Source organism: Lentzea aerocolonigenes (assembly GCF_000955955.1).
Lineage (GTDB): Bacteria > Actinomycetota > Actinomycetes > Mycobacteriales > Pseudonocardiaceae > Lentzea > Lentzea aerocolonigenes_A.
On the sequence record NZ_JYJG01000122.1, the window covers coordinates 22240 to 44597 of the forward strand.

At 68.9% G+C, this 22358-nt stretch carries 23 protein-coding genes; 13 read left to right on the forward strand and 10 right to left on the reverse strand.

Annotation, left to right across the window (positions count from 1 at the left end; translation table 11 throughout):
• The first annotated feature begins 135 nt into the window (after nucleotides 1-135).
• From UK23_RS18885 to UK23_RS18895, 3 genes are read left to right on the forward strand one after another with little or no spacing between them, the layout of a single operon-like run.
• Nucleotides 136-2565, forward strand: coding sequence for a tetratricopeptide repeat protein (locus UK23_RS18885; protein ID WP_052684802.1), 2430 nt, complete (start codon nucleotides 136-138; stop codon nucleotides 2563-2565).
• 4 nt (nucleotides 2566-2569) lie between these two features.
• On the forward strand, nucleotides 2570-4978 hold the full coding sequence (locus UK23_RS18890) for an ATP-binding protein (protein ID WP_045312881.1): 2409 nt from the start codon (nucleotides 2570-2572) through the stop codon (nucleotides 4976-4978).
• On the forward strand, nucleotides 4975-7362 hold the full coding sequence (locus UK23_RS18895; protein WP_196777789.1) for an ATP-binding protein: 2388 nt from the start codon (nucleotides 4975-4977) through the stop codon (nucleotides 7360-7362). Before UK23_RS18890 ends, UK23_RS18895 begins: the two co-directional genes overlap by 4 nt.
• Here UK23_RS18895 and UK23_RS18900 read toward each other — a convergent pair.
• Nucleotides 7326-7589: a MoaD/ThiS family protein gene (locus tag UK23_RS18900; protein ID WP_045312882.1), complete on the reverse strand. Its 264-nt coding sequence runs from the start codon at nucleotides 7587-7589 to the stop codon at nucleotides 7326-7328. The two genes, UK23_RS18895 and UK23_RS18900, sit on opposite strands and share 37 nt — an antisense overlap.
• Entirely contained in the window at nucleotides 7586-8644 is a 1059-nt protein-coding gene (gene moaA, locus UK23_RS18905; protein ID WP_045312883.1) for a GTP 3',8-cyclase MoaA, read from the reverse strand. The genes UK23_RS18900 and moaA overlap by 4 nt, the downstream gene beginning before the upstream one ends.
• Before the next feature lie 13 nt (nucleotides 8645-8657).
• Here moaA and UK23_RS18910 point away from each other — a divergent pair, with 13 nt between their 5' ends.
• Nucleotides 8658-9206 (forward strand): MarR family winged helix-turn-helix transcriptional regulator, encoded by a 549-nt coding sequence (locus UK23_RS18910; protein WP_419503889.1) that lies wholly within the window; start codon nucleotides 8658-8660, stop codon nucleotides 9204-9206.
• Nucleotides 9207-9210: 4 nt separating this feature from the next.
• On the forward strand, nucleotides 9211-9999 hold the full coding sequence (locus tag UK23_RS18915) for an HAD-IIA family hydrolase (protein ID WP_231114570.1): 789 nt from the start codon (nucleotides 9211-9213) through the stop codon (nucleotides 9997-9999).
• Here UK23_RS18915 and soxR read toward each other — a convergent pair.
• Nucleotides 9969-10475 carry a redox-sensitive transcriptional activator SoxR gene (gene soxR, locus UK23_RS18920; RefSeq protein ID WP_045312910.1) on the reverse strand — a complete coding sequence of 169 codons (507 nt, stop codon included), beginning with the start codon at nucleotides 10473-10475 and terminating at the stop codon, nucleotides 9969-9971. The genes UK23_RS18915 and soxR overlap by 31 nt on opposite strands.
• An 83-nt stretch (nucleotides 10476-10558) precedes the next feature.
• On the opposite strand from soxR, the gene UK23_RS18925 reads away from it, so the two are divergent.
• The 4 genes from UK23_RS18925 (at nucleotide 10559) to UK23_RS18940 (ending at nucleotide 14427) form a co-directional block, all read left to right on the forward strand.
• Complete coding sequence (locus tag UK23_RS18925; protein ID WP_052684804.1) at nucleotides 10559-11437, forward strand: NmrA/HSCARG family protein; 879 nt, start codon at nucleotides 10559-10561, stop codon at nucleotides 11435-11437.
• Nucleotides 11438-11507: 70 nt separating this feature from the next.
• The gene (locus UK23_RS18930; protein ID WP_045312885.1) at nucleotides 11508-12293 is read left to right on the forward strand and encodes a metallophosphoesterase; all 786 of its coding nucleotides are present in this window, start codon (nucleotides 11508-11510) and stop codon (nucleotides 12291-12293) included.
• A 14-nt stretch (nucleotides 12294-12307) separates the two neighbouring features.
• Complete coding sequence (locus UK23_RS18935) at nucleotides 12308-13903, forward strand: AMP-binding protein (RefSeq protein WP_196777790.1); 1596 nt, start codon at nucleotides 12308-12310, stop codon at nucleotides 13901-13903.
• Nucleotides 13904-14034: 131 nt separating this feature from the next.
• Complete coding sequence (locus UK23_RS18940; protein ID WP_045312886.1) at nucleotides 14035-14427, forward strand: VOC family protein; 393 nt, start codon at nucleotides 14035-14037, stop codon at nucleotides 14425-14427.
• Between the two features lie 59 nt (nucleotides 14428-14486).
• Here the strand turns inward: UK23_RS18940 and UK23_RS18945 are convergent, their stop codons facing one another.
• On the reverse strand, nucleotides 14487-14861 hold the full coding sequence (locus UK23_RS18945; RefSeq protein ID WP_045312887.1) for a YccF domain-containing protein: 375 nt from the start codon (nucleotides 14859-14861) through the stop codon (nucleotides 14487-14489).
• Nucleotides 14862-14883: 22 nt separating this feature from the next.
• Here UK23_RS18945 and UK23_RS18950 point away from each other — a divergent pair, with 22 nt between their 5' ends.
• Nucleotides 14884-15843: a Gfo/Idh/MocA family protein gene (locus UK23_RS18950; protein WP_052684805.1), complete on the forward strand. Its 960-nt coding sequence runs from the start codon at nucleotides 14884-14886 to the stop codon at nucleotides 15841-15843.
• Here the strand turns inward: UK23_RS18950 and UK23_RS18955 are convergent.
• Nucleotides 15822-17027 (reverse strand): Nramp family divalent metal transporter, encoded by a 1206-nt coding sequence (locus tag UK23_RS18955; RefSeq protein WP_045312888.1) that lies wholly within the window; start codon nucleotides 17025-17027, stop codon nucleotides 15822-15824. The two genes, UK23_RS18950 and UK23_RS18955, sit on opposite strands and share 22 nt — an antisense overlap.
• Before the next feature lie 37 nt (nucleotides 17028-17064).
• Nucleotides 17065-17607 carry a TetR/AcrR family transcriptional regulator gene (locus tag UK23_RS18960; protein WP_196777791.1) on the reverse strand — a complete coding sequence of 181 codons (543 nt, stop codon included), beginning with the start codon at nucleotides 17605-17607 and terminating at the stop codon, nucleotides 17065-17067.
• A gap of 52 nt (nucleotides 17608-17659) precedes the next feature.
• Here UK23_RS18960 and UK23_RS18965 point away from each other — a divergent pair, with 52 nt between their 5' ends.
• Nucleotides 17660-18277 (forward strand): HAD family hydrolase, encoded by a 618-nt coding sequence (locus tag UK23_RS18965; RefSeq protein ID WP_156213227.1) that lies wholly within the window; start codon nucleotides 17660-17662, stop codon nucleotides 18275-18277.
• On the opposite strand, the gene UK23_RS18970 is transcribed toward UK23_RS18965, so the two are convergent.
• Nucleotides 18249-18452: a hypothetical protein gene (locus UK23_RS18970; RefSeq protein WP_045312890.1), complete on the reverse strand. Its 204-nt coding sequence runs from the start codon at nucleotides 18450-18452 to the stop codon at nucleotides 18249-18251. The genes UK23_RS18965 and UK23_RS18970 overlap by 29 nt on opposite strands.
• A gap of 125 nt (nucleotides 18453-18577) precedes the next feature.
• On the opposite strand from UK23_RS18970, the gene UK23_RS18975 reads away from it, so the two are divergent.
• Nucleotides 18578-18967: a cold-shock protein gene (locus tag UK23_RS18975; protein WP_045312914.1), complete on the forward strand. Its 390-nt coding sequence runs from the start codon at nucleotides 18578-18580 to the stop codon at nucleotides 18965-18967.
• 13 nt (nucleotides 18968-18980) lie between these two features.
• On the forward strand, nucleotides 18981-19565 hold the full coding sequence (locus tag UK23_RS18980) for an HD domain-containing protein (protein WP_045312891.1): 585 nt from the start codon (nucleotides 18981-18983) through the stop codon (nucleotides 19563-19565).
• Here the strand turns inward: UK23_RS18980 and UK23_RS48765 are convergent.
• Genes UK23_RS48765 through UK23_RS18995 form a run of 3 tightly spaced genes read right to left on the reverse strand, consistent with a single transcriptional unit; the run spans nucleotide 19512 to nucleotide 22311 of the window.
• Nucleotides 19512-20027, reverse strand: coding sequence for a DUF2771 family protein (locus UK23_RS48765; RefSeq protein WP_196777792.1), 516 nt, complete (start codon nucleotides 20025-20027; stop codon nucleotides 19512-19514). The genes UK23_RS18980 and UK23_RS48765 overlap by 54 nt on opposite strands.
• A gap of 10 nt (nucleotides 20028-20037) precedes the next feature.
• Nucleotides 20038-21552 carry an MFS transporter gene (locus UK23_RS18990; protein ID WP_045312892.1) on the reverse strand — a complete coding sequence of 505 codons (1515 nt, stop codon included), beginning with the start codon at nucleotides 21550-21552 and terminating at the stop codon, nucleotides 20038-20040.
• Between the two features lie 3 nt (nucleotides 21553-21555).
• Nucleotides 21556-22311: a glutaminyl-peptide cyclotransferase gene (locus UK23_RS18995; protein WP_045312893.1), complete on the reverse strand. Its 756-nt coding sequence runs from the start codon at nucleotides 22309-22311 to the stop codon at nucleotides 21556-21558.
• Between the last annotated feature and the right edge of the window lie 47 nt (nucleotides 22312-22358).

Consider the following 22358-nt stretch of genomic DNA (forward strand, 5'->3'; position numbering starts at 1 on the left):
CGGTCCGTATCCGTTCTGAGATCGGCCGAGATCTATTACGGAAAGTGAGGCGTGGCTCACGGCTTTTGGGCCATCGGAGACGCTCTCCTCACGGTCGGAGGACGGTCTTCCGGCGTTCGGATCATGATGTCCCGCATGAGCAAGGAATCCCGGCTGGCCGCGTTGCACCGGGCCCTCGCCGCCCAGGCGGGGCAACCGGTGTTGTTCGCCGATCTCATCCGCGCGGTGTGGGGCGACGATCCGCCGTCAGGGCCGTTGCCCGCGCTGCGCAGCCTGGTCAAGCGGCTGCGGCAGTCCATCGACGACGAGATCGTCACCGACGCGTCCGGCTACCGGCTCGTCGTGCGCCCGCCGGGACCGCGGCAGCTCCCGGCAGACCTGCCGGACTTCGTCGGGCGTGACGAGGAGCTGGCCGCGCTCTCGGCCTCGAACACTCCGGTACTGGCGATCACCGGCCCGCCCGGTATCGGCAAGACCGCGCTCGCGGTCAGGCTCGCGCACCGGATCCGCGACCGGTTCCCAGGCGGTCAGCTGCACGTCAACCTGCGCGGGTTCGCGGCGGGACCCGCGGTGACCGTCGAGCAGGCGCTCGGCCGGTTCCTGCGCTCACTCGGCGTGTCGCCCGCGAACATCCCGCTCGACGTCGGTGAGCAGATCGAGCTGTACCGGTCGAAGCTGCGTGGCCGCCGCGTCCTCGTCCTGCTCGACAACGCCACCGAACTCAGCCCGCTCGTCCCGGACGTCGACGGCTGCACGGCCATCGTGACCAGCCGCAACGAGCTCGCCGGACAGGTCAGGCTGGACGTGTTGACCGACGACGAGGCCAGCACGCTGCTCGACCGGTGGCAGATCGACGGTTCACCGCAGGACCGGGTCGAGCTGATCAAGCTGTGCGCGCACCTGCCGCTCGCGTTGCGGATCGCGGGTGCCCACCTCGCGGACCGGCACCTGTCCGACTACCTGGCCGACCTGCGCGGCGACGGCAGGCTCGACGCGCTGGAGATCGAGGGCGACGCGGCGGTGCAGGCGACCTTCGACCTGTCCTACCGGGCTCTGCCTGAGCGCGCTCAGCACCTGTTCCGACTGCTCGGCCAGATCCCCGGCGCGGACTTCGGAGTCGAGGCCGCCACGGCATTGCTCGGCGAGGACGCCACCGAGCCGCTCGGGCACCTCGTCCACGCGAACCTCGTGCAACGCGCACAAGACCGCCACAGCCTGCACGACCTGCTGCGCGCCTACGCGCTCCGCCTCGGCGCACCCGAGCCGACCCGGCTGTACGAGTACTACCTGGTCAACGCGGACGCGGCAGGCAGGCGGCTCAATCCGGAGGTGCACCGGATGGAGCTGCCGAGGTTGCCGGACGACCTTCCCCGGCACGACATGCCCGACGAGCCGGGTGCACTGGCCTGGCTCGACACCGAGCGGGCCAACGTCGTCGCGGCGGTGCTCGCGGCAGGCGACCAACCGATCACCTGGCAGCTGGCCGACGCGATGCGCGCCTACTTCATGCACCACGCCGCGAACGCGATCGAGTGGCGCACCGCCGCGCAGGCGGGGCTGCAGGCAGCGCAGCACCTCGGCGAGGTCGGCGCGGAGGCGAACATGCTCGGCTCGCTCGGCCTCGCGCATTGGCGGTCGAGCCAGTTCACCGAAGCACTGCCCAAATACGCGCGAGCGGTCTCGCTCGCCCGGCAGGAGAACGATCTCGACTCGTTGCAGCCTTACCTCGGCAACTTCGGCATCATCCACTGGGAGCTGGGCAACCTCGCCGAGGCGGCAGAGGCGATGCGAGAGTCGCTCTCCATCGTTCGGAAGCCGAACACGCTGTTCAACCTGAGCTGCGTCCTCGAGGACCTCGGTCCGCTGGATCTCGCCGTGTCCTGTGGCGAGGACGCGTTGCGCATGTCGGTCGAGCAGAACCTGACGGCCGGAGTGGCGATCTGCCTTCACGGTCTCGCTGTCTCCCACCAGTTCATCGGGGAGTTCGACGAGGTGGAGAGATACCTGGCCGAGGTGGAACCCCTGGTGACGCCCGAGCTAGGTCCTTCCTTCGCCGCCAGCGTTCTCGAGAGCCGCGCGCTTCTCCTGTTCGAGCAGGGCCGACTCGCCGAAGCGGAGAGCGTCTGCCGTCAGGCGCTCGAAGTCGCGGCAAGCCACGAGGACGAGCTGAACCAGGCGGACGCCCACAGCACGCTCGGCAGCGTCCTCCGACAGCTCTCGCGATTGGACGAGGCGGTTCAGCAGCACCACCAGGCGCTGGCGCTCTCTCGAAAAGCGGGGTTGGCACGCTGCGAGGTCCAGTCGCTGACCGCACTGGCCGCCGATCACCGCGTGCTGGGAAACCTGGCGGCGGCGCTCGGCTTCGCCACCGAGGCGGACAAGATCGCGGAGCGCGGCCAGTTGCGGGTTCGTCAGGTGCCGGTCGTGGCGGAACTCGCGGAGATCCACCGGGCGAACGGGGACGAGGCGGAGGCCGAGAGGTGTCGCCGGCGAGCGCTGGACCTGGCGCGCGTGACCGGCCGGAAGGAATGGGCGCGGCGGTTGATCGAAGTTTCGGCACGATGAACACATGAGGATCGAGGCGTTGCGCGCTGCCCTGGCGGCCAGGCCCGGCCAGCCGGTGTCGTTCGACGAGCTGGTCGACGCCGTCTGGGGTGAGGACAAGCCGTCGAATCCCAGGGGCGCGCTGCGCAATCTCGTGCAGCGGCTGCGCGCGACCGATCAAGTGGTCACCGAGCCGTCCGGCTACCGGCTCGTGCTGCGCAAGCCCGGCCCGCGCCAGCTGCCGGCCGACCTCCCGGACTTCGTCGGCCGCACCGACGAGATCGCGAAGGCCCTCGACTCGGCGGCACCGGTGCTGGCGATCACCGGGCCGCCCGGTGTCGGCAAGACGTCGCTCGCGGTCCACATCGCACATCGAATGCACGACCGGTTCACCGACGGCCAGCTGTACGTGAACCTCCGCGCCTTCTCGCCGGGGGCGCCGGTCACGCCGGAACAGGCGGTGTCGCGGTTCCTGCGTGCGCTCGGGGCAGAGGAGGTCCCGGTCGACCTGGCCGCGCAAACCGAGCTGTACCAGCAGATGACCGCTGACCGCGCCGTCCTGGTCGTGATCGACAACGCGACCCGCGAGCTGCTCGGCCCGCTGCTGCCGGCGGGCGAGCGCACGAAGGTGATCGTCACCAGCCGCACCGACCTGCCGGAGTACGAACAGCTCAGGGTCGGCGTCTTCGGTCACGGCGAGGCGCAGGACCTGTTGTCGCACCTGCACATCGGCGGCAGCCGCACCGAACGGGCCGAGCTGGCGCGGCTCTGCGGGCACCTGCCGCTGGCGTTGCGGATCGCGGCCGCGAACGTCGCGGACGGACACCTGCCGGACTACCTGACCGAGCTGCGCGGCGACGACCGGCTGAGCGCGTTGGAGATCGAGGGCGACGCGGCGGTGTGGGCGACCTTCGACCTCTCGTATCGCGCGCAAACCCCTGCGGCGCAACGGCTGTTCCGGCTGCTCGGGCACGTGCCGGGACCGGATTTCGGGGTCGGTGGCGCGACGGCGTTGCTCGGTGAGGACGCGGCGGGTCCGCTCGGCCAGCTCGTCGACGCGAACCTCGTGCAGCGCGCGCAGGACCGGTACTCCCTGCACGACCTGCTCCGCATCTACGCGATGAGGCTCGCCGCGCCTGAGCTCGGCCGGCTGCACGACTACTACCTCGTCAACGCGGACGCGGCCGGCCGCGCGCTGCACCCGGAGTTCCGCAGGCTGCCGTTGCCGGCGATCGCGGACGGCGTGCCGCGTCATGACCTGGCCGACACGCCCAAGGCACTCGCGTGGCTGGACGCGGAACGGGCAGGCGTCGTGGCGGCCATCTCCGCGGCGGCGGACCAGCCGGTGACGTGGCAGCTCGCCGACGCCATGCGGGCCTACTTCTACTTCCACAGCCATCTCGTCGACTGGGTCGCCACGGTCCAAACGGGACTGCGGACGGCCCGGCGGCACCACGACCAGGCCGCAGAGGCCGCCATGCGCGGCTCGCTCGGCCTCGCGCACTGGCGAGGCGGCCAGTTCGCCGAGGCGCTCACCGAGTTCGAGGCGGCCGTCGCGGTGGCCAGGACACTCGGCGACGAGCAGGCGCTCAGCGGGTTCCTGATCAACCTCGGCATCGTGAACTGGGAGTACGGCCGTCTCGCCGCGGCTGCCGACGCACTGCGCGAGGCACAGCGGATGTTGGGGGACCACCCGCCCGCGTTGTACAACCTCAGCGGCATCCACCTGGACCTCGGCCCGCTGGACCTCGGCATCTCGTACGCGAAGGAGGTCGCGAGGCTGTCCGCGGAGCAGGGCCTCACGCTCGGCACCGCGTTCGCCGAAGGGCACCTCGTGGACGGCTACCTCCTCGCCGGTGACATCGAGAGCGCCGAGGAACACCTCGACGCGCTCACGCCGATGCTCGACGACCCGTCGCTGGGCGTCGTGTTCGTCCTGCGCGCGCTCGACACCAAAGCGCTGCTGGACCTGGCGCGCGGGCGGTTCGCCGACGCGGAGGCCGGTGCCCTCCGCTCGCTCGAGCTGGCGATCGAGGGCGACGACCCGAAGTCCGAGGCGGACGCCCACAACACCCTCGGTCTGGCGTCGTGCGCGCAGGGCCGGTTCGAGGACGCCCTGCTGCACCACCAGCAGGGGCTCGAACTGTGCCGCAAGGTCGGCTTCCTGCGGGGCGAGGTCGACGCGCTGACGGGGCTGGCCACGGCTCAACGCGCGCTCGGGCACCTCAGCGCGGCCTTCGAGCACGCGGTCGAGGCCGTCGCGGCGGCCGAACGCGGGCAGCTGAACGTGCGACTGGTGCCCGCGCTGGCGGAGCTGGCCGAGGTCCACCGGGCGATGGGCGACGACGAGGAAGCCGAACGGTGCCGGATTCGCGCGCTGGAACTGGCCCGCCAGACCGGACGTCGAGCATGGGTGGAGAAGATGTCGTCATGAGCAGTGAGTCGAGATTGGCCGCGCTGCACAGGGCGCTGGCAGACCAGGCTGGTCAACCGGTGCTGTTCGGGGATCTCGTCCGCTCGGTGTGGGGTGACGAACCGCCGGCGAAACCGTTGCCCGCCTTGCGAACCCTGGTCAAGCGGTTGCGGCGGTCGGTCGACGACGAGATCGTCACCGACGCGTCCGGCTATCGGCTCGTCGTGCGTCCGCCGGGGCCGCAGCAGCTGCCCGCGGACCTGCCGGACTTCGTCGGCCGGGAGGACGAGCTCGGCGCACTGGCGGCGTCCGGCGCTCCGGTGCTCGCGATCACCGGTCCGCCCGGCATCGGCAAGACCGCGCTCGCGATCAGGCTTGCGCACCGGATCCGCGACCGGTTCCCGGACGGTCAGCTGCACGTCAACCTGCGCGGGTTCGCATCAGGACCGGCGCTCACCGTCGAGCAGGCGCTCGGCCGGTTCCTGCGCTCGCTGGGCGTGCCGCCGGCGAAGGTCCCGCTCGACCTCGACGAGCAGATCGAGCTGTACCGGTCGAAACTGCGTGGCCGCCGGGTGCTCGTGGTGCTCGACAACGCCGCGGAGCTGAGCCCGCTCGTGCCGGGCGTGGACGGCTGCACGGCCATCGTGACCAGCCGCAACGAGCTTGCCGGACAGGTCAGGCTGGACGTGCTGGCCGACGACGAGGCGGGCACGTTGCTCGACCGGTGGCAGATCGACGGGTCATCCGAGGACCGCGCCGAGCTGATCAAGCTCTGCGCGCATCTCCCGCTCGCGCTCAGGATCGCGGGTGCCCACCTCGCGGACCGGCACCTGTCCGACTACCTGGCCGACCTGCGCGGCGACGGCAGGCTCGACGCGCTGGAGATCGAGGGCGACGCGGCGGTGCGGGCCGCGTTCGCGTTGTCCTACAAGGCTTTGCCGGACGACGCGCGCCGGCTTTTCGGACTTCTCAGCGTCCATCCCGGAACCGACTTCGGCGTGCGGTCGGCCTCCGTCATCGGCAGTCTGTCCACAGAGGACACCGAGAGGCTGCTGGACGTGCTGGCACGCGCCGGGCTCGTGCAGAAGACCGGCGAACGGTTCCAGTTGCACGACCTGATCAGGCTCTTCGCCTCCGAGCAGGTGGGCGGGGAAGGACCACCCGCGCTGCGCCGGCTGCTGTCCTTCTACCTGGCCACCGCGCACGTCGCCGCCGAGCTCGCGCACCCGACGATGAAACGGCTGGATCCGCTGCCGGTCGACGTCGAGGGGCGGTCGTTCGAGACCGCGGACGAGGCGCGTGCGTGGCTCGACGCGAAACGCCCGGTGCTCGTGGCGGCCGTGCAGATCGCGCCGCACCCGTTCGCCAGCCAGCTCGCCGACGTGTTGCGCGGTTACCTCGTCTCCAGCGGCTACCGGGCGGAGATGGCCCTGGCGCTGACCGCCGGCCTGGCGACGGCGCACGCGGCGGGCGACGTGGTCCGCGAGGGGGCGATGCACAACGGGTTCGGTCAGCTCCACTGGTTGCGGGGCGAGTACGCCGACGCGCTGAAGTCCTACGGCGTCGCGTCCGAGCTGGCCACGACGGATCACATGCGGGCCACGTTGCTCAACAACACGGCTTTGCTGAAGCGGGACATGGGTGACCTCGCCGGTGCCGTGGCGGACCTGGAAGACGCGCGGCGAATGTCAGGTGAGCATCCGGACCTGCACGTGACCGTGCTGGCCAACATCGGCACGATGCTGGGCATGCGCGGCGAGCTGCGCAAGGCGATCGAGCTGTTCGAGGAGGCCAGGGGGCTGTCGGAGGAGCACGGACTCGAGCTCAAGGTCGCCGTCGCCGCCGAGAACCTCGGCTTCGCCCATCTCGAACTCGGGGAGTTCGACGAGGCGCGGCGGCACCTGGAGGCCGCGTTGACCTTCTACCAGGAGACGATGGCGGCACCGTTCTCGACGCCGAACGTGCTGGTCAACCTCGCGGACATCGCCGCGAAGACCGGTGACCACGCGCAGGCGCGAACCCTGGCGCTGACGAGCATCGAGGAGGCGCGGAAGGTCGAGGACGGTCGCACCGAGGTCGAGGCGCTGATCTTGCTCGGTGACTTCGCGGCGGCGGTCGAGAAGGCGAACGCCGTCGGCTACTCGGTTGGCCGGCGCCGGGCGCAGCTGGAGCTCGCGAGGCATGATCGGGCGCTTGCCGAGGAGCTGGTGCGGGAAGCGCGAACCAGTGACGACCGGCTGCTGGAGTCCCAGGCGCTGCTGGCGCTGGCCGAGGCGACCGGCGACGCGGCAGTCGCCGGGGAGGCGCTGGAACTGGCGAGAGCCCGCGAACAGAGCGCGGTGGTGGCCCGCGCGGAGGCGTTCCTGGCTCAGCCGCCCGCGAACGGCGGCAGCACGTCCAGCTGAGAGCCCGCGGGCACGCGCACCGACGTGTCGCGGACCGCGACGCCGTCCAGCAGGAAGCTGGACGCGGCGAGGACCTTGCCGAGCTTGTCGCCGTGCCGTTCGCCGATGGTGCTCACCACGAGCGCCACGGTGGGTTCAGGGGAGTCGAGCAGCAGGTCCTCGTCGGCCACTCCGGCCGCCGCGCGCGCACCCGCGAAGTACCTGATCTTCACGCCGGTCACGCTCATCCTCCGATTGCGCTCATGGGACGGTCGGGCTGGTGGAAGCCCGCGTCGTTGATGCCGTGACCAGCGGCCTTGGCCCACATCGTGGCGCGCCACGCGTCGGCGATCGCCTCGTCGGGGCTGCCGTCGCGCAGCAACGTGCGCAGGTCGGTCTCGGTCTGGCTGAACAGGCAGTTGCGGATCTGGCCGTCCGACGTCAGCCGGGTGCGGTCGCAGGCGGCGCAGAACGGCCTGGTCACGGACGCGATCACGCCGACCGTCGCGGGCCCGCCGTCGACCAGCCAGCGCTCGGCCGGCGCACCACCGCGCGGAGTCTCCGACGGTGTGAGCGTGTAGGCGGCCGAGAGCATCGTGAGGATCTCTTCGGCCGTGACCATGTTCGTGCGTGTCCAGCCGTGCTGCGGGTCGAGCGGCATCTGCTCGATGAACCGCAACTGGTAGCCGTTCTCGACGCAGAACCGCAGCAGCGGGACGGCCTCGTCCTCGTTCATGCCGCGCAGCAGCACGGAGTTGACCTTCACCGGCTCCAGGCCTGCCGCACGGGCGGCGTCCAGGCCGTCCAGCACGTCCGTGATGCGGTCGCGCCTGGTCAGCGTGGCGAAGCGGTCGGGGTCGAGGGTGTCGAGCGAGACGTTGATGCGGTTCAGGCCGGCGTCCTTGAGCGACTGGGCCCTGCGCTTGAGACCGATGCCGTTCGACGTCATCGACATGCGCGGCCGCGGCTCCAGCTCGGCCGTCGCGGCGATGACGTGCTCCAGGCCTCTGCGGAGCAACGGCTCGCCGCCGGTGAAGCGGATGTCCGTCACGCCCAGGTCGACGACGGCGATGCGCATGAGGCGGATCAGCTCGGCGTCGGTGAGCAGCTCGTCCTTCTGCAACCAGTCGAGGCCCTCAGCAGGCATGCAGTAGGTGCAGCGCAGGTTGCAGCGGTCGGTCAGGCTGACCCGCAGGTCCTTCGCGACCCGGCCGAACCGGTCCACGAGCAGCGGCGTGTCCGGCCGTGCGGACCCGTCAGGGGTGCTGCGCACGATCGGTAGTCCCAGATCCACTGCTGTCACCCCATCAAGGGTAATGAACATCCTGTTGTGGATGACGCTACAAATAGGGTTTCTCACGTTCCGCCCGTTTGGAGCACTGTCACAAGGAATTGTCTTAGTGGCTAAGATGTTCAACATGGAACCTGAGGCGCTCGAGAGGTTCACCTGGTACATGCGGGAGCAGAGTGCGCTCACCGTCATGTTCCACACGAAGATCGCCGACCAGATGGGCCTCTCGGCGACCGACGAGAAGTGCCTCGATCTCGCCATGCGGGCGGACGGACCGGTCACCGCGGGCCGGATCGCCGAGCTGTCCGGCCTCTCCACCGGTGCCGTCACGGGCGTGATCGACCGTCTCGAACGTGCCGGATTCGTCCGTCGTGTCCGGGATCCGCACGACCGCCGCAAGGTGTTGGTCGAGGTCACGATCGCGGACGTGGAAAAGTTCGGGCACCTGTTCGAGGTCGCGCGCCAGAGCCTGATCGAGGTGCTCAGCCACTTCGGCGAGGATGAACTTCAGGTGATCGAGCGTTACCTGCAGCTCCAGATCGAGACGTTCCGCAAGCGCGTGATCGATACTTAGGCCCATGTGGCACTACTTGATGGACATGGACGGTGTTCTGGTTCACGAGGAGCACCTGATCCCCGGCGCTGACGAGTTCGTCGCGGAGCTCCGCTCCTCCGACACCCCGTTCCTCGTGCTCACCAACAACTCCATCTACACGCCACGGGACCTGCGGGCGCGACTGCAGCGCACCGGCCTGGACATCCCGGAGAAGTCCATCTGGACCTCCGCCCTGGCCACGGCCCGATTCCTCGACTCGCAGCGCCCGAACGGCTCGGCGTTCGTGATCGGCGAGGCCGGCCTCACCACCGCGCTGCACGAGATCGGCTACGTGCTGACCGACCGCGACCCGGACTACGTGGTGCTCGGCGAGACCCGCACCTACAGCTTCACCGCCATCACCAAGGCCATCCGCCTGGTGGAGGAGGGCGCGAAGTTCATCGCGACGAACCCGGACGCGACCGGGCCTTCCCGCGAGGGTTCGCTGCCCGCGACGGGCGCCGTGGCGGCGTTGATCGAGCGTGCCACCGGCCGTGAGCCCTACTACGTCGGCAAGCCGAACCCGTTGATGATGCGGTCGGCCCTGCGTGCGCTGGGCTCGCACTCCGAGAACGCGCTCATGATCGGCGACCGGATGGACACGGACGTGCGTTCCGGTCTCGAAGCCGGTCTTTCCACGATCCTGGTCCTGTCCGGGATCTTCACCGCCGAGCACGCGGAGATGTACCCGTACCGGCCGACGCGCGTGCTGAAGTCGATCGCCGAGCTGGTCGGTCACTCTCAGGACCCGTTCGGCGAGTGGGCCGGCTGACGTTCGGCCTGCTCGTGTTCGGATGAGGGTGGCAGGCGACGTGCACCGGGCCCTCCGCGGCCCAGCACGTCGCGCGGGTTCCTCAGGTGGCACGACCGCAGTGAGAGGCAGCCGCACCCGATGCAGTCGTCGAGGGTGTCCCGCAGCGCGTGCAGCTGGGCGATGCGCGCGTCGAGGATGACGCGCCACCCCTTGGACAGGCGCGTCCAGTCCTCGCGGGTCGGTGTGCGCTCGCTGGGCAGCTGGTCCAGGGCTTCCTTGATCGTCGCCAGCGGGATGCCGACGTTCTGGGACGTGCGGATGAAGGCGACCCGGCGCAGCGCGTCCCGGCTGAACCGCCGTTGGTTGCTGGCCGTCCGGGTGCTGCGGATGAGGCCCTGGCGCTCGTAGAAGTGCAGCGCGGAGATCGCGACACCGCTGCGCTCGGCGACCTGTCCGACGGTGAGCTCGTGGAACGTGGTGCGCGCCCTGGGCATGATCGGAACGTAGCACTTGACCTCAACCAAAGTTGAGGCCAGAGGATCGCGTCCGACCACCCCAACGCGATCAAGGAGCATCCGTGACCTCCGTTCTCGTCATCGGCGCCACCGGCAAGCAGGGCGGCGCCGTCGCCGAACTCCTGCTCGACCACGGCCACGACGTCACCGCCTACGTGCGCTCGCCCGAGTCCGCGCGGGCGCTGTCCACCGCCGGCGCCCGTCTGGTCACCGGCGACCTGGCCGACCCGGAGGCACTCGCCGGGGCCGCACGGGGTGTCGACGCGATCTTCGGGCTGTCGGTGCCGTTCGGCGCGGGAGGGAAGGACGGGGAAGTCGCCCAGGGCCGCCTCCTGGTCGACGTCGCGGCGAAGACCGGAGCGCACCTCGTCTACTCCTCCGTGCGCGGAGCCGACCGGATGACGGCAACCGACATCGACCACGCCGACAGCAAGCAGCTCGTGGAGGCCTACCTGCGTGACCAGCAGGTCCGGGCGACGGTTCTGGGGCCGGTGTACTTCATGGAGAACGTCCTCAACCTCGGGTTCAGCCGCCTCGCCGACGGCGTCCTGGTCAACCCGCTCTCCGCGGGCAAGCCGCTGGACCAGGTCACCGTCAGGGACATCGCGGGTCTCGCGGTGCACGCCGTCGAGAATCCGGACCGGTTCACGGGCAAGCGGATCGACATCGCCTCCGACCGCGTCACCGGTGCGGAAGCGGCCCGGATCCTCAGCGACGTGCTCGGCCGCGAGATCCCGTATCAGCAGATGCCGTTGGCGCAAGTCCGCCAGTGGGCGGGCGACGAGGTCGCCGACATGTTCCAGCGGTTCGAGGACAACACCGACTTCCTCGACATCGAGACCCTGCACGCCTCGCTCCCCGGCGTGACCTGGCACAGCTACGCCGACTGGGCGAGGACCGTCGACTGGGACCGCGTCCTGCACAGCCCGGCGACGGCGTGAACCGGGCTGGCCACTGACGGACGAGGACAAATCACCTATCGTCGCGGGCGTGGACACAGATCGACGCCCGATGCACGTCGTTGGAGACGTGCACGGGCACCTCGCCGAACTGACCAGAGCCCTGCACGTCGCCGAGCTGTGCGACGAGGAAGGGCACTGGGCGGGCGGTGAGGCCGAGCTGTGGTTCCTCGGCGACTTCGTGGACCGCGGGCCGGACGGCGTCGGTGTGATCGATCTGGTCATGCGGCTGGCCGAGGAGGCGGCAGAGGCCGGGGGTTCGGTCAACTCGTTGATCGGCAACCACGAGGTGCTGCTGCTCGGCATGCACCGGTTCGGCGACGAGCAGGTTCCGGACAGCGCGGGGCCGCGGTCGTTCGCGCGCAGCTGGCTGCTCAACGGCGGGCTGCGCAGCGACCAGGACCGGCTGACCGACGAGCACGTCGAGTGGCTGACTTCCCGTCCGGTGCTGAAGCTGCGCCAGGACCACCTGCTGATGCACTCCGACACGGTCGCCTACCTCGAATGGGGGGCCTCGATCGAAGAGGTCAACGAGGCCGTCCGCCAGGTGCTCAAGGGCGACGATCTGGTCGACTGGTGGGAGTGCTGGCGCAAGATGACGACCCGGTACGCGTTCCGCGGTCCGCAGGGGCCGGAAATCGCGGACGAGCTGCTAGCGACGTTGGGCGGCACCACGATCGTGCACGGCCACAGCGTCATCGCCGATCAACTCGGGGTGCCGCCGGAGCAGATCGACGGGCCTCTCGTGTACGCCGGCGACAAGGTCCTGGCGATCGACGCGGGCCTCTACAGCGGCGGTCCGTGCCTGGTCGTCCCCTTGCCATACGCCGAAGCCTGACTACCGTCTGGTGGATGACCGCCAGCTACTCCTCGGGCACGTCCGCCGCCCCGCTGCTGGGCGACACGATCCACGCGAACTTCGCCGCGACCGTCGCGCGCTTTCCGGACCGCGAGGCACTTGTCGACAAGGCCACAGATCGCCGGTGGACGTACGCGGAGTTGTCCGCCGAGGTCGATCGGGCCGCTGCCGGGCTGCACTCGCTGGGTGTGCGCAAGGGGGACCGGGTCGGCATCTGGGCGCCGAACTGCGCGGAGTGGGTCTTCGTGCAGTACGCGACCGCCCGGATCGGCGCGATCCTGGTCAACGTCAACCCCGCCTACCGGGTGCACGAGCTGGAGTACGTGCTGAACCAGGCAGGCATCCACACGCTGGTGTCCGCGCGGACGTTCAAGACCTCGGACTACGCGGCCATGATCGCGGAGGTCCGGCCGCGGTGTGCTTCGTTGCGGCACGTCGTGTTCGTCGACGATCCACAATGGACTCCGGGAGAACTCCCGGACGTCGAACTGGACCGCGACGACCCGATCAACATCCAGTACACGTCCGGCACCACGGGATTCCCCAAGGGCGCGACACTCAGCCACCACAACATCCTCAACAACGGCTACTTCGTCGGTGAGCTGATCAGCTACACCGAGGACGACCGCATCTGCGTGGTCCCGCCGTTCTACCACTGCTTCGGCATGGTGATGGGCAACCTCGCCGCCACCAGCCACGGCGCGTGCGTCGTGATCCCCGCACCGGCGTTCGACCCGGCGGCAACCCTTGCCGCAGTTCAGGAAGAGCGCTGCACGTCGTTGTACGGCGTGCCGACGATGTTCATCGCGATGCTCGACCTGATCGACGGCTACGACCTGTCTTCGTTGCGCACGGGCATCATGGCGGGCTCGCCGTGCCCGGTCGAGGTGATGAAGCAGGTCGTCGAACGCATGGGCATGCGCGAGGTCTCCATCTGCTACGGCATGACCGAAACCTCCCCGGTGTCAACGCAAACGCGCGTCGACGACTCACTCGACCGTCGTGTCGGGACGGTCGGGCGGGTCGGCCCGCACCTCGAGGTCAAGATCGTCGACCCGGAAACGGGCCTCACGGTTGCGCGCGGCGTGCCGGGAGAACTGTGCACGCGCGGCTACTCCGTCATGCTCGGCTACTGGGACGAGCCCGAGAAAACGGCCGAGGCGGTGGACCAGGCGGGCTGGATGCACACCGGCGACCTCGCGGTGATGGATGACGACGACTACGTGAACATCACCGGGCGCATCAAGGACATGGTCATCCGCGGCGGCGAGAACATCTATCCGCGCGAGATCGAGGAGTTCCTCTACACGCACCCGGACGTGCTCGACGCGCAGGTGATCGGCGTGCCCGACGCCCGCTACGGCGAGGAGCTCATGGCCTGGGTCCGCATGCGCGAGGGCGCGGCGCCGTTGACCGCCGAGGCCGTGCGGGAGTTCTGCACCGGCAAGCTCGCGCACTACAAGGTCCCGCGGTACGTGCACGTGGTGGACGAGTTCCCGATGACGGTCACCGGCAAGATCCGCAAGGTGGAGATGCGGGCCAAGGCGGTCGAGCTGCTGAGGCTCGACGACAGCACCGAGCACGCCTAGGGATCGTGCGTTCACGGATTGAAATCGTCTCGCGGATCAACTATCTCCGCAGGTCACGAACGGGTGTAAGGGCTCTTGCGGATGCGGTGTGACGCGCGCAACATCGGTGGATTCCGCCGAAGGAGGCGCTCATGCTCACCGCCACCAAGACAACGACGATGCTGCCCGTCGAAGACTCCGAGCGCGCCGGCCGCTTCTACGCGGACATGCTCGGCCTCAAGCCCATCACCACCGCCCCGGACGGCACGCGGATCTTCTCGCTCGGCCAGGGCGACGCGCTCGGCCTGATGCCCGCGGAGAAGGGCGCGCAGACGGCTCACACGGTCCTCAGCTTCGAAGTGCCGAACCTCGAGGACGAGATCCGCGAGCTCGAGGACAAGGGCGTGCAGTTCGACGACTACGACCTGCCCGACTTCAAGACCGTCAACCACATCGCGGTGATGGGCACCGAGCGCGCGGCGTGGTTCCACGACACCGAGGGCAACATCCTGTGCCTGCACGAGCTGTTGGGCGACGACGCCTGACCGCACGTGCCGAATGAGAGGTCTCCCGCTCCCCGCCCCCGACGAGGAGCGGGGGACCCTCATGGGACGTCGACGATCTCCTTGCCCAGCGGCACCAGCGAGACCTTCACCAGCTTGAAGTTGGCGATGCCGAGCGGGATGCCGATGATCGTCACGCACAGCGCGATGCCGGTGACGATGTGGCCGATCGCGAGCCACAGGCCGGCCACGATGATCCAGATGATGTTGCCCAGCAACGAGCCCGCGCCCGCGCCCGGCTTGTCGACGACCTCGCGGCCGAACGGCCAGAGCGCGTAGTTCGCGATGCGGAACGACGCGATGCCCCACGGGATCGTGATGATCAGGATGCAGCAGATGAGGCCGGCGACCGCGTAGCCGACGGCCATCCAGAACCCGGCGAGCACCAGCCAGATCACGTTCAGGATGAGGCGCATACATCCAATCTAAGCTCACCTCATGAAGTGGGGTGTGATCGCTACCGGCGGAATCGCTAATGCTGTGACCGCCGACATGCTCAAGGTGCCGGACGTCGAGGTCCTCGCCGTGTCCTCGCGCGACGTCACGCGCGCGCAAGCGTTTGCCGACAAGTTCGGCATCAAGCGCGCGTACGGCGACTACCGGGAACTGCTGAAAGACCCGGACGTCGAGGTCGTCTACATCGCCACGCCGCACGGCCAGCACCACGAGGTCGCGCTGGCCGCGCTCGACGCCGGCAAGCACGTGCTGTGCGAGAAGGCCTTCGCGCTGACGGTCGCGCAGGCCGAGGAGATGATCGAACGGGCAAGGTCGAAGCAGACGCAGTTCCTCATGGAGGCCATGTGGACACGCGTCAACCCGCTGATCCGCAAGGTCGTCGCCGCCGTCGAAGCCGGTGAGATCGGCGAGGTGCGGACGATCACCGCGGACTTCGGCTTCCGGCACGAGTTCAACGACGACGACCGGCTGTGGGCCAAGAAAGCCGGTGGCGGCTCGATCCTCGACCTCGGCGTCTACCCGATCTCGCTCGCGCACCGGCTCCTCGGCGTGCCGACGCACATCGCCGCGCACGGCAGCCTCGCACCGTCCGAAGTGGACGCCGACGCCTCGATCCTGCTCGGTTACGAGAACGGTGCGCAGGCACTGTTGAGCTGCTCGCTCGTCGCCGACCTCGGCAGCGCGGCGGAGATCGTCGGCACCGAGGGCCGGATCGTGATCGCGGACCCGATGTTCAACCCCACCAAGGTGATCATCAACGGCGTCGAGCACGAGACCGAGGACCTGGGCTACCGGCACCAGATCCACGAGGTCGAGATCGCGGTCGGCCGGCGCGCGGTCCAGCACCCCGACATCCCGTGGTCGGCGACGCTCGAGATCATGCGGATCATGGAGGAGGCGCTGCGCCAGGTCGGCGTCTCCTACGAGGACACCGTCAGGTAGATCAGCGCCACGTTCAGCACGACCACCGCGAAAGCGACCACCCAAGCGGCGAACGTGACCGCGCGCCGGTTCGCATACGAGCCCATGACGGACCGGCGCGCGGTCAGCCACACCAACGGCACCAGTGCGAACGGGATGCCGAACGACAGCACGACCTGCGACAGCACCAACGCGAACGTCGGGTCGACACCGAACGCCAGGATCGCCAGCGCTGGCATCAAAGTCACGAGTCGCCGCGCCAGCAACGGAATCCGCACGCGCAGCAGCCCGTCCATCACGACGGCGCCCGCGTAGCAACCGACCGCGGTGGACGCGAAACCCGAAGCCAGCAAACCAAGAGCGAACAGCAGCGCGATCCCGCCACCCAACGTGGAACCGACCGCCGCGTGCGCTCCCTCAAGCGTGTCAACGCCATCGCGACCGTGCAGAGCCGAAGCCGCGACGAGCAACATCGCCATGTTCACCGCACCGGCGAGCACCATCGCGACCACGACGTCGACCTTGGTCGCGCCGAGCACCGAAGGGTCCTTGCCGTGCCGATCACGGGCTAGCGCCGAGTGCAGGTAGACCGCGTGCGGCATCACCGTGGCGCCGAGCATGCCCGCCGCGAGCAACACGCTGTCCGCGCCGTCGAACCGAGGCAGCAAGCCGCTCAAAGCCTCAGAACCAGAAGGTGGTGAAACGAAAAGCCCCGCCATGAACCCGACCGCGATCACGACCAGCATCGTGGTGATCACGCGCTCGAACGGCTTCTGGCCCCGACGATCCTGAACCAGCAGCAGAACCGTCGACACCACACCGGTGATCACGCCGCCGAGCAGCAGTGGCAGATCGAAGAGGATCGACAGCGCGATCGCCCCGCCGAGCACCTCCGCCAGGTCGGTCGCCATCGCTACGACCTCGGCCTGACCCCAGTACGCGAGCCGCACCGGCCGCGGCAGGTGATCCCGGACCGCCTCGGGCAACGACTTCCCGGTGACCAGGCCGAGCTTCGCGGACAGGTACTGCACCAGCCCGGCCATGACGTTCGCGACGACGAGCACCCACACCAGCAGGTAGCCGTACCGTGCTCCGGCCGCGGTGTTGGTGGCCACGTTGCCGGGATCGACGTACGCGATCGCGGCGACGAACGCCGGACCGAGCAGCGCCGCACCCGCGCGCAAGCGTCCTGAAACAGCGACCACCGGACACCCCCTTGCTGCAAAACTATTGCAACAAGAGTCATGCCTCCAACGTGGCGCGGGCCACTCGGACCACGGCGTCGATCGCGCTGTCGAGATCGCCGCTCGGCATCAGCAGGTGGCTCAACGCGAGTCGCACGGTCGTCTCCGCCGTCAGCCGCACGTGCCGGCCGGGGAAGTGCTCGCTGAGGTGCCGCTCGACCACCTCGGTCGCGTGGAACAGCACGGGATGGCCGCGGATCGTGAGGAACGGCAACAGGTCCTCGGCGTCCTGCCCGGTCAGCACCGCGGAGACCAGCCGGTCCTTCTCGGTCCGCTCGAAGGTGTAGCGGAACGCGGACCGCATCGCCTCCCACGGATCGGGGTCCTCCTTGAGCCGCGTGACGATCCCGGAGAGGTACTCCTCGGTCTGGTGGGCGGCGACGGCCTGGACGAGCCCCTCCTTGTTGCCGAACTCGTTGTAGACGGTCTGTCTGCTGACGCCCGCGCGACTGGCGACCTCGATCATGCGCAGACCGTGGAAACCGCGGGCCGCGAGCAGGTCGGCGGCCGCGTCCAGTAAGAGCTCGGTGATGTCGCTCACCTCGCCAGCTTTACATAAAATCAATTCCTGTAAAGACGTAAAGTGGGGTTCTGTGCCGTTCACCGTGGGCTTTGACCTGGACATGACCCTCATCGACCCGCGACCGGGCATGGCCGCCGTGATGTACGAGGTGGGTGCGCGCACCGGCCACGACCTCGACGGCGACCACTTCGCGTCGAACCTCGGCCCGCCCCTCGACATGACCTACCGCGAGATGGGCGTGCCCGAGGAGGAGATCCCGGACCTCGTCACGCTGTTCCGCGCGCTGTACCCGGACGTCGTGATCCCGGCGACGGTCGCGCTGCCAGGAGCCGCCGAGGCGCTTGCGTGTGTTCGTGAGCTGGGCGGCCAGACGATGGTCGTCACCGGGAAGTACCGCAAGAACGCCGCGTTGCACCTGGAAGCCCTCGGCTGGGAGGTCGACCACCTCTACGGCGAGCTGTGGTCGACGGGCAAGGCGGAGTCGCTGAAGCTGCACGGCGCCGCGATCTACGTGGGCGATCACGTGGGCGACATGAAGGGTGCCGAGGCCGCCGGAGCGCTGGGCGTCGGCGTGGTGACCGGGCCTTGTTCCAGGACTGAGCTGGAAGAAGCGGGCGCCGCGGTGGTGCTGGAGGACCTGCGCGAGTTCCCGGACTGGCTCAGGACTTCTGCCGGCGTGCTTTCCTGATCACCGCGATGATCCCGAGCGCCAGGCCGATCGCCGGCAGGTAGGTGGCGGCCACGTTCAGCCAGACCGGCAGGTCGCCGTGGCCAGTGGCGAAGAGCACGAAGACCGCGATGATCGCCAGCACACCGGCGGCGAACAGGCCGACGGCCAGCGGGAACAGCTTCGGAGCGGTCATGTCGTGAAGGGTAGTCGCGCTAACGGAGGTGCCCTACCCGAGGTCTTCTGGCTAGTCTGGTGAGACGCGTCTCGGGTACGCCTGGGGCGCGTTCGTTGTGCAGAAGTAAGGGAATGGTGAGCGCGGTGCCGACCGGCAAGGTCAAGTGGTACGACACGGAGAAGGGTTTCGGCTTCGTCACCCAGGACGGTGGCGAGGACGTCTACGTCCGCAAGGCGGCGTTGCCTCCCGGTGTCGACGGCCTGAAGGCCGGCCAGCGCATCGAGTTCGGCATGGCGGAAGGCCGCCGCGGTCCGCAGGCGCTGTCCGTGCGCCTGATCGACCCGCAGCCGTCGGTCGTGGAGGCGCGCCGCCGTCCCGCCGAGGAGATGCACGGCCTGATCGAGGACATGATCAAGCTCCTCGAGAACAAGGTGCAGCCTGACCTGCGCCGGGGCCGTTACCCGTCCGACAAGAAGAACATGAAGCTCATCGCCGAAGTGGTTCGGGCGGTGGCGCGGGACCTCGATCCGTAAAAAGATCGGCTGCATGTCTGAAGCGGACCGGATCGTCGAGTTCCTGTACGAAGTCGGCCAGCTCAAACGCCTGCCCCGCGCGGGGTGGCTCTTCGCCGGGGTGCAGAACCCCGAGTCGGTGGCCGCCCACTCGTTCCGGGTGGGCGTGCTGGCGTACGCGATCGCCGTTCAGGAGGGCGCGAACCCGGACCGGGCCGCGACGCTGGGCCTGTTCCACGACGTGCCCGAGACGCGGATCGGCGACATCCCGTACGTCGGCAAGCTCTACCTCGACGTGAAGGTGCCGCCGGAAGCCGTGGCGCGGGACCAGGTCCGGCACCTGCCCGCGCCGCTCGCCGCGCACATCGAGGCGTTGGTCGCCGAGCACGAGGCGGCCAAGGAGATCGATCACACGCCGGAAGCGCGCTGCTCCCGTGACGCCGACAAGCTCGAACTCCTGCTGCAGGCGCGGGAGTACCAGGCCGCCGGCATCACGAAGATGGAACGCTTCATCCAGACCATGCAGGCGTCGGTGGTCACCGACACCGGCAAAGCCCTGATGGAGTCAGCACTCCGAATCGTCCCCAGCGAGTGGTGGGAAGCGTTCGGCAAGCACTAGTGAGCGATGTCGACGACCCACGAACCGCGCATCAGCGGCTGGCCGGTCCTGGCCGGTCTCCAGCACCGCGCCGGCCGCCTCGTGCACCTCGATGCGCAGCAGTTGGTCCGAGTCGTTCGGCACGGCCAGCGTGTAGGAGAAGTTGTCGCCCTTGCCGAGCAACGGCGAGCTGCAGCCCTCCTGCACCTTCGCGGCGTTCTCGTACACGCACACGACCTCCCAGAGGCCGTCGGCGAGCTGCCCGTCCACCGAGATCTGCACGACCTTGCCCGGCGGCACCTTCAACGTGCCGGGCGAGTTCTTCTCGGCGCAGTTGTCGCCGGTGACGTCGCAGTAGATCGTCGGCTCGACGCGGATGGTCTTGCCGTTCGCGTAGAACGTGACCTCGGGATCGTGCTGCGGCAGCCCGCAGCCGGTCAGCACGAGCACGCTGGCGGCCAGTACAGAAGCTAGTCGACGCACGTCAGGCAGCCTACGGGGTCGCGGGTGCCGGCCTGCGGACCAGCCTGCCCAAGACCAGGTGCAACGAGGTGCCGTTGCGGTACAACCAGGTCTGGGTGAGGCCCAGGGCGAGCAGGACGGACAGCACCAGGAAGCCGATCCAGAACGTCGCCGGCAGCAGCACGCCTAGCGCGCCGCCGAAGACCCAGGTGAGCTGCAGGATCGTCTCCGAGCGGCCGAACGCCGAGGCGCGCGACTGTTCCGGCAGGTCGTCCTGGATCACCGCGTCGAGGCTGATCTTGGCCAGCGACGACGCGGTGGCGCCCAGCAGGCCGACGATCGCGGCGGTGGTCAGGCCGGGCAGCGCGGCGGCCACGATCGTCGCCACCAGGGCCGTGCCGACGCAGGCGAGCACGACCTCGTCCGGTTTGTCGAAGTGCTGGCGCGCGCCGATCGCGTTGCCGAGGAAGCTGCCGATGCCCGCCGCACCGGCGATCACGCCCAGGAGCAACAGCTGCTGCACCGGTTCGCCCTCGGTCTGTGCGCGCACCACGAAGGCAGCGAAGAGCGTCAGGAACCCGGTCAGCATGCGAATGGAACCGTTGCCCCACAACGCGACCACGATGTGCCGGGACACCGGTTGCTTGGCCGGTCGCGGCCGCAGCGTCGCCGGGACCTCGCCCTCGGTCACCTCGACCCAGGCCGGGATCTTCATGCACAGCCAGGCGTTCACCAGGCACAGCACCGCGGTGAACCACAGCGCGCCCGGCGAGCCGAAGACCTTGGCGAACCCGGCCGCGAACGCACCGAACACCGCACCCGCCGCGAGACCGAAGACGGTCATGCGCGCGTTGGTCTTCGACAGCGTGATCTCCGGCGGCAGCACCCGTGGCGTGATCGCGGACTTGAGCACGGTGAAAGACTTCGACAGGACCATGCTGCCCAGCGCCGCCGGGTACAGCAGCCAGCTGTCGAACTCCATCGCCATCACGATCGACAGCACCACCCGCACCACGCACGAGGCGGCGAGCGCCAGCCGTCGGCCACGTTGGATCTTGTCCAGCAGCGGGCCGATCACCGGCGCGATCAACGCGAACGGCGCGACCGTGATCAACAGGTACAGCGCGACCTTGGTCTTGGACTCCGCCGACGCCGCGGAGAAGAACAGCGTGTTCGCCAGCGCGACGGCCATGGCGGCGTCGGCGGCGTAGTTCATCATCACCGCGTAGGTGACCGACGACATGCCGGACTTCTTGGCGCCGTCGGCGTGGGCCGCGCGCCGGAACGCCGCGACCGCCTGCTGCGAGATCTGCTTGCTGCGGAACCAGGCGACGCGGGTGACCGTGAGCTTGCGCGGCGGCTTCGGCGTCGGAGTGGTCTGCTGATCTTCGTTGGGCAGCGGGCGGGTGTTCTGCGGGCGCTTCGGCGGAGGCTGGAACCCGTGTTCGGACGCGGGTCGGGAACGCTGCCGCGGCTGGTACTCGTCGTCCTGCCACGGGTAGCGCTTCGGAGTCGGCTGGTCACTCCACCCGCGGTCGCCCGTCACACACTAATCCTGCCCCATTCCGTTGAACCTCACTCGGAAGATGGTCGGCCAGTTCTTGCCTGTGACCAGGAACTCGTTGGTGCCGGGGATGTGCGCGATCCCGTTCAGCACGTCGACGTCCGGATCGGACGGTTTGAGCGAGGACAGGTCGTAGGTGTTGGTGACCTGACCGGTCGCGGGGTCGATGCGGACGATCTCGTCCGTCTTCCACACGTTCGACCACACCTTGCCGCCGACGCACTCCAGCTCGTTGAGCTCGGTCAGCGGCTGGCCGTTGCGCGTGACCTGCACACTTCCGGTTTCCTTGAACGACTTCGGGTCGCGGAAGGTCAGCTTCGCGCTGCCGTCGCTCATGATCAGGCGCTGGCCGTCGTCGCAGATGCCCCAGCCCTCGCCCTGGTACTCGACGCGGCGGACCTCGTTCAGCGTCTTGCGGTCGCGTTCGATGGCGACGCCGTTGCGCCAGGTGATCTGCCAGATGGTGTCGCCGACGACGGTGATGCCCTCGCCGAAGAAGTCCTCCGGAAGATCGACCTTCTTCTGCACATTGCCGCTCGACGGGTCGAGCGCGCGCATCGTCGACTGACCCTCCAGACCCGTGCCCTCGTAGAGGACCCCGTCGACCAGTTCCAACCCCTGGGTGAACGCCGACGTGTCGTGAGGAATCTTCTGCAGGACTTCTACCTGCGGTTTTGCTTCTTGCTGAGTCGAGCAGGCGGCCAGAGCCACCGCGAGGACCAGCCAGACGGGTGAGCGCACCCCACGGAGGGTGGCACGAGTTTTCGTCCCGGCGAAGACCTGCGGCA

Excerpts from the sequence above, each read along its gene's own strand:
- UK23_RS18885 (WP_052684802.1), top strand. The coding sequence starts at position 136 with ATGAGCAAGGAATCCCGGCTGGCCGCGTTGCACCGGGCCCTCGCCGCC.
- UK23_RS18890 (WP_045312881.1), top strand. The coding sequence starts at position 2,570 with ATGAGGATCGAGGCGTTGCGCGCTGCCCTGGCGGCCAGGCCCGGCCAG.
- UK23_RS18895 (WP_196777789.1), top strand. The coding sequence starts at position 4,975 with ATGAGCAGTGAGTCGAGATTGGCCGCGCTGCACAGGGCGCTGGCAGAC.
- UK23_RS18900 (WP_045312882.1), bottom strand. The coding sequence starts at position 7,589 with ATGAGCGTGACCGGCGTGAAGATCAGGTACTTCGCGGGTGCGCGCGCG.
- UK23_RS18910 (WP_419503889.1), top strand. The coding sequence starts at position 8,658 with ATGAACATCCTGTTGTGGATGACGCTACAAATAGGGTTTCTCACGTTC.
- UK23_RS18915 (WP_231114570.1), top strand. The coding sequence starts at position 9,211 with ATGTGGCACTACTTGATGGACATGGACGGTGTTCTGGTTCACGAGGAG.
- soxR (WP_045312910.1), bottom strand. The coding sequence starts at position 10,475 with ATGCCCAGGGCGCGCACCACGTTCCACGAGCTCACCGTCGGACAGGTC.
- UK23_RS18930 (WP_045312885.1), top strand. The coding sequence starts at position 11,508 with ATGCACGTCGTTGGAGACGTGCACGGGCACCTCGCCGAACTGACCAGA.
- UK23_RS18935 (WP_196777790.1), top strand. The coding sequence starts at position 12,308 with ATGACCGCCAGCTACTCCTCGGGCACGTCCGCCGCCCCGCTGCTGGGC.
- UK23_RS18940 (WP_045312886.1), top strand. The coding sequence starts at position 14,035 with ATGCTCACCGCCACCAAGACAACGACGATGCTGCCCGTCGAAGACTCC.
- UK23_RS18945 (WP_045312887.1), bottom strand. The coding sequence starts at position 14,861 with ATGCGCCTCATCCTGAACGTGATCTGGCTGGTGCTCGCCGGGTTCTGG.
- UK23_RS18950 (WP_052684805.1), top strand. The coding sequence starts at position 14,884 with ATGAAGTGGGGTGTGATCGCTACCGGCGGAATCGCTAATGCTGTGACC.
- UK23_RS18970 (WP_045312890.1), bottom strand. The coding sequence starts at position 18,452 with ATGACCGCTCCGAAGCTGTTCCCGCTGGCCGTCGGCCTGTTCGCCGCC.
- UK23_RS18980 (WP_045312891.1), top strand. The coding sequence starts at position 18,981 with ATGTCTGAAGCGGACCGGATCGTCGAGTTCCTGTACGAAGTCGGCCAG.